This window comes from Mucilaginibacter arboris, from assembly GCF_009754915.1.
GTDB lineage: Bacteria > Bacteroidota > Bacteroidia > Sphingobacteriales > Sphingobacteriaceae > Mucilaginibacter_A > Mucilaginibacter_A arboris.
In genome coordinates this window covers 325,437-335,349 of sequence record NZ_WPIK01000002.1, presented here as the reverse complement: position 1 = coordinate 335,349, position 9,913 = coordinate 325,437, and the positions used below count along the sequence as shown (strand labels likewise).

Sequence of the window (9,913 nt, the reverse complement as noted above, 5' to 3'; positions counted from 1 at the left end):
AATATGGATTAAAAATTCCGTGTTAAAAGATCGGGGTTAAAAACCCGCAACCAGCAATGCAGCATGTCTACATATACTAACCAAAGGGAATTGCATTTTAACTCTTAAATGATATATCTTTGTCATAATGAGCCTTCAATATATTTCTGACAATACGGGAAAGACTACCGGTGTATTCATTCCTATCTCTGAATGGAACGAACTCAAAAGTAAATACAAGGGTATTGAACAGGAGCATACGGACATTCCCGTTTGGCAGATGGAAGAAGCGGGAAAGCGTCTTCAGGATTACAGGAACGAACCAACACAGGCATTGGATTTTGATGCTGCCATGGAAGATATTGAAAAAGACCTTTAGATGTACAAAGCCATTATATTGCCTTTGGCCAAACAAGACATCAAAATAGCGGCTGAATGGTACGAGGAAAAACAGAAAGGCCTCGGCAAACGATTTATGCAAGAGGTACGCGGCAAGGTATCTTATATCAGAAGTAAGCCGAAGTCAATAGCTATATGTTATGATGGCACTCGTTGCGCAGTTCTGGAAGTGTTCCCGTTCATGGTTCACTTTATTGTGGACGATGTCCTGAAAATGGTGGTCATTTCTGCCGTATTTCATACTTCGCTAAGCCCTGACAAGTGGGTACAAAGATAGCAAGCTATTTATCGTCTTATGTTATAATTGACAAAAATTCCTGGTAAAAGGATTAGAATACTGGCAGCAGTTGGGATATGTTTTTAAAAGTTTGTGATGGATGATTATTATTTTCCCGCAAACAGGAAAAACATAGGTACTCCTTTTGTATTTTGCATGATAATTATTACCGGTAAAAAAGCATTGCTATTTATAAATATGGGATTAAAAATTCCGGGTTAAAAGATCGGGGTTACAAACCCGTAACCAACAGACAGTTTGAAAGCATGGCCGCGACTGGAATATGCTTTGCCAAAAGCATTGGAATACTGGCAGCAGCAAGGTTATGAATTTAAAAGCCTGTAACAGAAATTTTAAACATAAAAGCTTGTTTATAACAAATCAAAATTGCAAAACCGCTACTTCTTTTAGCTGTTATTTTTGTAGATTCGCCTCAAACTGTGATGGTTTAATAATTAATCACCTAAATAAAAATCAATAAAATGGCTTTTGATTTAAATATGATTCAGCAGGTTTACAATCGCTACGGCAGCCGTATCGAGGCCGCTCGTAAAGCAGTTGGAAAACCGCTAACGCTTACTGAAAAGATTTTATACTCCCATCTTTCGGCAGGTGACCCTACACGCGAACTTCAACGTGGCGTGGATTATGTAGATTTTGCCCCTGACCGTGTAGCGATGCAGGATGCAACGGCACAAATGGCCCTATTACAGTTTATGCAGGCTGGCAGGCCGCAAGTGGCTGTTCCTTCAACCGTACATTGCGATCACTTGATCCAGGCAAAAATTGGTGCTGAGGAAGATTTGGACACTGCAAAAAGCCAGAATAAAGAAGTTTACGATTTCCTTTCTTCTGTTTCTAATAAATATGGTATTGGTTTCTGGAAACCCGGGGCCGGTATTATACACCAGGTAGTTTTAGAAAATTATGCTTTCCCTGGCGGAATGATGATCGGTACTGATTCTCACACCCCAAATGCCGGCGGTTTAGGCATGATTGCAATTGGCGTTGGCGGTGCCGATGCTTGTGATGTGATGGCCGGATTGCCCTGGGAACTAAAATTCCCGAAACTGATTGGCGTTAAATTAACCGGAAAACTTTCTGGCTGGACTGCTGCTAAGGATGTGATCCTGAAAGTTGCAGGTATCTTAACCGTTAACGGCGGAACAGGTGCGATTGTAGAATACTTTGGCGAAGGTGCGCGTTCGATATCAGCAACCGGAAAAGCAACCATTTGTAATATGGGCGCGGAAATTGGTGCAACCACTTCTATTTTTGGTTACGATGAAAAATCCGAAGCTTATTTACAAGGAACGGAAAGAGGCGAAATTGCAGAATTAGCAAACGCCATTAAAGAATATTTAACCGGCGACCCGGAAGTTTATGCAAATCCGGAAGCTTATTTTGACCAGGTAATTGAAATTAACCTTTCTGAACTGGAGCCTTATGTAAATGGTCCGTTCACACCAGATTTAGCCTGGCCGATCTCTAAATTTGCTGATGCTGTAAGAGAAAACAACTGGCCATCTCAATTAGAAGTTGGTTTGATCGGTTCCTGCACCAATTCTTCTTACGAAGATATTACCCGTGCCGCTTCTATTGCTACACAAGCAATTGATAAAGGCTTAAAAACGCGGGCTGAATTTACAGTTACACCTGGTTCTGAACTGGTTCGTTATACTGTTGACCGTGATGGTTATTTAAATACTTTTGATCAGATTGGCGGCGTTGTCCTGGCAAATGCCTGCGGGCCGTGTATTGGCCAGTGGGCACGTCATACCAATGACCCTACCCGCAAAAATTCCATCATTACTTCTTTTAACCGGAACTTTGCAAAACGTAATGACGGTAACCCGAATACACATGCTTTTGTAGCCTCTCCGGAAATCGTTACCGCTTTTGCTATTGCCGGTGATCTGACTTTTAATCCGTTAACAGATACGTTAACTAATGAAAGCGGACAGCAGGTAAAATTAGACGAGCCGCAAGGTATCGAAATGCCGATTAAAGGTTTTGCCGTAGAAGATGCCGGTTATTTGGCGCCTGCTGTAGATGGCAGTACGGTTGAAGTAAAAGTTCGTCCGGATTCCGATCGTTTACAGTTGCTTGATCCGTTTAAAGCATGGGAAGGCACAGATATTTTAGGTTTAAAATTGCTGATCAAAGCTAAAGGAAAATGTACAACTGACCATATTTCGATGGCTGGACCGTGGCTGAAATACCGTGGCCACCTGGATAATATTTCCAATAATATGCTGATTGGTGCCATCAATTTCTTCAACCTAAAATCTGACACTGTTAAAAACGAATTAACAGGCGAATATGGTCCGGTTCCGGCAACGCAACGCGCTTATAAAGCAGCAGGAATAGGAAGTATTGTTGTTGGTGATGAAAATTACGGAGAAGGTTCATCCCGCGAACACGCTGCAATGGAACCTCGTCACTTAGGTGTTCGTGCAATTCTGGTAAAATCTTTTGCCCGTATCCACGAAACCAACCTGAAAAAACAAGGTATGCTGGCCTTAACTTTTGCAGATAAAGAAGATTACAACAAAATTTTGGAAGATGATACTTTTGACATCACCGGCTTAAATCAGTTTGCGCCAGGCAGTCAGTTAACTATTGTTTTGCATCATGCAGATGGTTCTCAGGAATCTTTCCCGGTAAACCATACTTACAATGCACAGCAGATCGAATGGTTTAAAGCAGGCGGTGCTTTGAATATCATCCGCAGGCAACAAAAAAATGTAGCCTAAAAGCAGCATGTATTAAATAGAAAAAGCCCCTGAAATTTCAGGGGCTTTTTCTATTTTAGGAAAGATTTCGGCCGGAAAATTGAAACAACTACGAATACTTCTTTTATCGGTATTTTTTTTAGGTCTTTCGGCTGCGCTAAAGGCGCAGGCTCCGGTTAATGATGATTGTTCTGGCGCAATTGCGCTCACTAATGTTTCCAATTTCTGTTCGGACAATGCAGCTTATACCAATGTAAATGCAACAGCAGGCGGTTTGGCAAAATCGCAAGCATGGCCTTCTGAAGGTAATGATGTGTGGTTTAAATTTATCGCCACAGCTTTTGATGTTAATATTTCGGTAACCGGAAATGCAAACGGCGGCGGCACGCTTACTTCGCCTTTAATTGCTTTGTACACTACGCCTGACTGCTCTAATTTTACAGAACTGATTGGCTCTAATACCAGTACCACAACTTTGGGTACATTATATAAAGGCGGCTTAACAATCGGCCAAACTTACTATATTCGTGTAAGCGGTGCCAATACTGGTACTTTTAAACTGTGCATCAATAATTATTTCCCCATTCTAAAAGCTGGCCAGGATTTTGGCAGTGCTTCTATCATTTGTGATACAACAGCTTTTACCCAAACTAATGTAACCGGTGCAGGTACTAACAACAGGGAATCTGCCGGGACTTGTTTAGATGTAAATTCTGGAAACGGGCCAATTGAAGCTAATTCTGCCTGGTATAAATGGACGGCCGCTAACAACGGAACATTAACTTTTACGATTACACCAACCATTTCCGACAATGATATTGATTGGGTTTTGTATGATTTAGGAACCAGTGGTGCAGCAAGCAATGTAACTGCGGCAAATGCCATCCGATGCGCTTCTGGCAGCGGTATTGGATGTACGCCATTTTACAATAAAACCGGGCTTAACTTAACTTCTACCGATTTAGTAGAAATGCCCGGTTGTGTGGCAGGACAAGATGGTTTTGTAAAATATGTTGATATGATTCAGGGGCACGTTTATGCGTTATTGATTAACAACTTTACTTCAGGGTCCAATGGTTTTACCATATCCTTTACCGGCAGTGGTGCCACGACCGGAACATTTTTGGGCCCAACCGCAAAACTGGATATGCAAGTAAACAATGCTTGTACAGCAAGCCCAAGTTTTACTTTCACCAATAAATCCACTAACTATACATCTTTAAAATGGAGTTTTGGTGATGGCGCCAGCATAGACTCTGCTGCCGGGCCAGGTCCATATACGGTTACTTATTCAACTCCCGGAACAAAAACTGCTGTTTTATTGGCGTATAATGCTCAAGGCTGTTTGACGGTTGATTATAAAACCTTTGATATTCCGGCAAAACCAGCCATACCTGTTGTTTTATCTGCTAAAAACAGCTATTGTTTGGGAGATAATTTAGTGTTAAGGGCACAAGTACCTTCAGCCAAAACAACTTACGCCTGGCAGGGGCCAAACGGTTTTACTTCTACCGATTCTGTAGTTACCATTCCAATTACCAATTACAATCAGGCCGGAACCTATACGCTTGCTATTACCCAAAATGGTTGCACAAGCGATCAGGCTTCTATCACCATTCCGCCTATTGGTAAAACGCCTGTGCTTAATTTCACCATTACGCCCAATAATCTTTGTACCAATCAACAAAGCTTTACCATCACCAATAATTCTACTGATTATACCAGTTTAAAATGGGATTTTGGTACTGATGCCAGCATAACCAGCGCAACTACAAACGGGCCTTTCACCATTACCTATGCTTCTTTTGGCAATAAAAAAATTACGCTTACCGCCGTTGGAATGCTGGGCTGTACATCAGTAATATCACAAAATGTAAATGTGCCACAGAAGCCGGTGGTAACGCAACTGAACAAGGTAAACGGCCCTTATTGCATTGGCGATACTTTAGTAATGAGCACAACGGCGCAAGCCAATACTATTTATAGCTGGACCGGCCCTAACAATTTTACCTCCAACCAAACAGTAGTGCGTATTCCTATTACTGGCCCTTCCGTTGCCGGAACTTATGCCCTCACTATTACGCAGGGTCAATGTTCCAGCGATCCGGTTGGTACAACCATCAATCTTTCGGATATCGTTCCTGTTCCGGTTGCTGCTTTTGATGTTACGCCAACTATTCCGCTTAGTGCCTCTGTGCCGTTAACCGTATCTTTTAAAAACCTTTCTACCAATGCCGATAGCTATTTGTGGGATTTTGGTGATGGCACAACTTCAACTGCTGTTAATCCGCAGCACACTTATACGACAAAAGGAAACTTTACGGTAAAACTAACGGCAACTAATAAAGGCGCCTGTTCTAACACCATATCGTTGGGCAAATTGATTTTGCGTTATAATGTTACCATTTTTATCCCCAATACTTTCACGCCAAACGGTGATGGCATCAACGATGATTTTGGGGTGAAGATTACCAACCTGAAAAATTACCGCATCCAGATTTTTAACCGGTACGGAACCCAGTTGTATGAAGCCAAAGATATTTTAAAACGATGGGACGGATTATATAACGGAGAACCCGTTCCCGTTGGCACTTATTATTATGTAATTACCGCAACTACTTTAAATGATGATCTGCTGAAAGAAGCTGGTTATGTAACGGTAATCCGTTAAAATAACACAAGGATAATCCAGCATTTGCAGGAGTGGTTTAATAAACCCACCATGTAAATCCTGAGTTTATTAAAAGAATGCAGATAGCACGGCACGAAGGGGAACATCAAAAATACAACACTAATTTTTTGCCGGTAAAAGAAGCATGACAGCTTTCGTTGATTTGATTTTAGCAGAAAAAATCAAATCGTAAAAAAGAATAATTATGTTTGAAGGCATTTACTAAAACCAATAAACCTGAAATCATTTTTCAGTTTATAAACCTTCCTAATTTAACTGCTGATGAAAAGAAACCTGTTGATAGGGCTGCTTATTTGCCTGAACACAATTGTTTTTGCACAAAAGAAAACATATAACATTACCGATTTTGGTGCCAGAAACGATGCGAAGACCATTAATACGGCTGCCATACAAAAAGCCATTGATGCTTGTTTTGAAAACGGTGGAGGAATGGTATATGTGCCGCCAGGCACTTTTATTACGGGTACTTTTAGCTTAAAAAGCAATGTTAACCTTTATCTGGAAAATGGTGCAACCCTAAAAGGAAGCGCTAACCTGAAAGATTATAAAAGTTTTACGCAGCCGGTTTATGGTTTAACTTATTTCGGACTACTTTATACCATAAACGCGCAAAATGTTTCGATAACCGGCGAAGGGAAAATTGATGGCAGCAACGAAGCTTTTCATGATTTTACAAAAGCTAAAAAGATTGATACGGCTACCACTCGTTTTACAAGGCAGAGAAACAATTACCGAAAGGTGGAAAACGGCATTGGCGATGGCCCTGTTGTCCCTAATAAAGACCGCCCGCACCAAATGGTTATTTTTTCTGAGTGCAGCAACGTGCAGGTACGCAATATTTCTTTGCTGAACTCGCCTTTCTGGACCTTACATTTTGCCGATTGCGATGCCGTACTGGTATCCGGAATTAAATTGTGGAGCGGGATGCTTGTTCCAAACGCAGATGGTATTGATGTAACCAGTTGCAGCAATGTAGCTATTACAGATTGTGATATCCGCGCCGGTGATGATGCCATTGCGATTGTTGGATACGATCATCATTTTGAAATACCTGGTTTTAGCGGCAAAAAGCATGTTTCCGAAAATATTTTGGTAAGCAATTGTAATTTGCAATCAGCTTCCAGCGGTATCCGTATTGGTTTTCTCGATCAGAATACAGTGCGTAATATCCATGTGGATAATGTTAATATTACCAATTCTACACGCGGGGTCGGAATATTTTTAAGGGATGAAGGTTCTTTGGAAAACATCACTTTTTCTAATATGACTATTGAAACCAAATTTCGTACCGGCGACTGGTGGGGAAACGGCGAGCCGATACATATTTCGTCTATTCGCGGAAAAGAAGCAGTAAAATTAGGGACAATCAAAAACGTTAAATTCAGCAATATTTTTTGTAAAGGTGAAAATGGGATTTTAGTGTACGGAACGGATGAAAGCATTATCCAAGACCTAACTTTTGATAATATTAATTTTGAACTATTTGACAGTAAACTAAATGAGGTTGAAGGCGGTAATATAGATTTAAGAGGTGTAATTGGAGATAAGAACCAGGTTTTTAAAAGAGATATTCCCGGAATTTTAATAGATCATGCAAAAAACATCCGGATCAGTAATTTTAAATTAACCTGGACTGATACCAGAATGCCTTTTTACACCCATGGCATTGAAGCCGCTAATTTTAACAATTTGCGCATCGTTAATTTTGATGGCGGCCCTTCGCCTGTTAATAAAAAAGCGGCAAGGGTTTATTTAGAAAATGGAATTGGTTTTGTAATAGATGATGCAAAAGGGGTTGTTGATAATAGTGGAAAGAAACGGTAGCACATTAAGCCAAAAACATACAATTAAATTAACAAACAGGATAATGCAGCGCTTTGCAGGTACGTGAGGGATAGTAGCGGAAAGCCCGGAGCGTAGCGAGGACTTGCAGCGGATAGCCCGACCCGAAGGGGCACGCCCAAAAGTATTTTAACACCAATTTTTAGTTGATAAAAGAAGCATCAGAAAGATAAACTACTCCACTCCCAACCCAATTTCCCGTAGCAAAATAGCAGCATTAAAAGTTTTGCAAGCGCCATCCTTGATCTTGTAATCAAAAAACATATCGTGGTTTTGCATTTTAATATCGAAATGAAAGTTACGGACCAAACCCGGATGTTCGTCAGCGAGATCGGCAATTTGCAGATCGTGTGTTGCAACCAAAGCTGCTGTTTGTTGTTTTACCAAACGTTCAATAAAAGCTTTAGAACCGGCATATTTATCTTTGCTATTCGTGCCGCGCAGCATTTCGTCTATTAAAACAAGCACATCGCTTTCGGTTGCTGTTTTTTGGAGGATCATTTTTAAACGGTCTAATTCTGCTTTAAAAGTCGAAGTGCTTTCATTCAGCGAATCTTTGATACGCATGTAACTAACCAACTTCATTACCGAAACCGTTAAACTTTTAGCACAAACGGGCGCACCGGAATAAGCTAAAACCAGATTAATTCCAAGCGTTCTTAAAAACGTGCTTTTGCCAGCCATGTTCGAGCCGGTAATTACATCAACTGTTTTTTGTTCCATTTTAAAATTATTGCTAATGCGTTTTTCTTCGACAATTAGGGGATGACCAAGTTCCAATGCTTCAACATAAAAGTCTTTTTCAATTGTTGGAAAAGGCCAATCCGGATGATTGTAATGCAGCGTACTTAAACTGATCAAAGCTTCAAAAGCAGCGATTACTTCGAAGCTATCCGTTACATTAGCAGAAGCGTTTTGGTGCCAGTTGGCAAGTTTGATGGTGCAACGCAAATCCCAAAGTAAAAAAAAGTTTAAAATTGCACCTACAATCATGTTTAAACGGTAATCAAACTGAGATAAAATTTTAGCTAAAGATTGGATAGAATTATGTGCTTTTTGTCCGTTTGCCGAACCGCAACTTGCAATCAAATTTTGCAGATAATTACTCTTCCAGAGTTTTTCTTCCATCCAATTTAAAACTGAAGCAAATGCAGAAAGCTGGTTACTGCTTCTGCTAAAACCAGTATAAACCTGGTTAACCTGCTTTGCATAAATTCCACTAAAAAAGAAATTAACAAACACAAGCAATCCAAGTAACTTTAAAAATAGGCCATTAAAAACAGCACCGATAATTAAAGCCGCAATTATAAAAGGCAACGCTTTTACATAACTTTTTAGCCAGTTTTTATGTATGAAAGCGAGCCTTTCTTTTAATCCTTCTTTAAGAGAAGACGATAAAGTTGTGAGTTCTGTACCGCTAAAAGCAATTAGTTCTGCACGGAAATCCAAAGTTTCTGAAGGATAATTTTGAAGTTCAGTTACAGCTTGTTGCCTGCTTTCGATGATTGCTTTTTCTACAGGATTTTTAAACCAATCCGCTAAAATATTTTTGCCCGATTGCGTGTTGCAGCGGTTAACGTAATGAAACAAAGATTTCTCGCCGAAAATATCCAAGTCATCTGTGTAAGGATGAAATCCATCAGCAAAAGCAGAACCATTATCGTAACTATTTTTTGCTTCTTTTAGATGATTAATTTCGTTGCTTAAAACTTTTAGCAGGTTTTCATCAAAAATCAGTTCCTTTTGTAGTTTTGATTGCTTGTTAATCAATTGTACAAAAGCAGTTACCATTGTTGAAACTATCCATAACGCATAACTCGATTTTATGCTCCCTAAGATGTAAATCAGAATAATTCCCACAAAAAAAACAATTAACCGAGAGAATGAAATTTGGTTAATGCGTTTTTTATAAAATAAAATTTTTGTTGAAAGAGAAGTAGCTTCTTCGGTATAAGTTTTTAAAACTTCCTGTTCCTTCGCGGTCATTTA

The 9,913-nt window shown here is 40.0% G+C and carries 6 protein-coding genes; 5 read left to right on the top strand and 1 reads right to left on the bottom strand.

Features of this window, described 5'->3' with window-relative positions; all coding sequences use genetic code 11:
- Window positions 1–127 precede the first annotated feature (127 nt).
- The 5 genes from GO621_RS03195 (at window position 128) to GO621_RS03175 (ending at window position 7,906) form a co-directional block, all read left to right on the top strand.
- A complete protein-coding gene (locus GO621_RS03195; protein ID WP_157564102.1) occupies window positions 128–358 on the top strand; it encodes an addiction module protein in 231 nt (76 codons plus the stop codon).
- Window positions 359–655, top strand: a complete 297-nt coding sequence (locus GO621_RS03190; protein ID WP_157564100.1) for a type II toxin-antitoxin system RelE/ParE family toxin — start codon at window positions 359–361, stop codon at window positions 653–655.
- A 482-nt stretch (window positions 656–1,137) separates the two neighbouring features.
- Window positions 1,138–3,411: an aconitate hydratase gene (locus tag GO621_RS03185; RefSeq protein WP_157564098.1), complete on the top strand. Its 2,274-nt coding sequence runs from the start codon at window positions 1,138–1,140 to the stop codon at window positions 3,409–3,411.
- A 79-nt stretch (window positions 3,412–3,490) separates the two neighbouring features.
- Window positions 3,491–6,061 carry a gliding motility-associated C-terminal domain-containing protein gene (locus tag GO621_RS03180; RefSeq protein WP_157564096.1) on the top strand — a complete coding sequence of 857 codons (2,571 nt, stop codon included), beginning with the start codon at window positions 3,491–3,493 and terminating at the stop codon, window positions 6,059–6,061.
- A gap of 282 nt (window positions 6,062–6,343) precedes the next feature.
- On the top strand, window positions 6,344–7,906 hold the full coding sequence (locus GO621_RS03175) for a glycoside hydrolase family 28 protein (RefSeq protein ID WP_157564094.1): 1,563 nt from the start codon (window positions 6,344–6,346) through the stop codon (window positions 7,904–7,906).
- 192 nt (window positions 7,907–8,098) lie between these two features.
- On the opposite strand, the gene GO621_RS03170 is transcribed toward GO621_RS03175, so the two are convergent.
- Complete coding sequence (locus tag GO621_RS03170; protein ID WP_157564092.1) at window positions 8,099–9,910, bottom strand: MutS-related protein; 1,812 nt, start codon at window positions 9,908–9,910, stop codon at window positions 8,099–8,101.
- Window positions 9,911–9,913 lie beyond the last annotated feature (3 nt).

Excerpts from the sequence above, each read along its gene's own strand:
- GO621_RS03195 (WP_157564102.1), top strand. The coding sequence starts at position 128 with ATGAGCCTTCAATATATTTCTGACAATACGGGAAAGACTACCGGTGTA.
- GO621_RS03190 (WP_157564100.1), top strand. The coding sequence starts at position 359 with ATGTACAAAGCCATTATATTGCCTTTGGCCAAACAAGACATCAAAATA.
- GO621_RS03185 (WP_157564098.1), top strand. The coding sequence starts at position 1,138 with ATGGCTTTTGATTTAAATATGATTCAGCAGGTTTACAATCGCTACGGC.
- GO621_RS03175 (WP_157564094.1), top strand. The coding sequence starts at position 6,344 with ATGAAAAGAAACCTGTTGATAGGGCTGCTTATTTGCCTGAACACAATT.
- GO621_RS03170 (WP_157564092.1), bottom strand. The coding sequence starts at position 9,910 with ATGACCGCGAAGGAACAGGAAGTTTTAAAAACTTATACCGAAGAAGCT.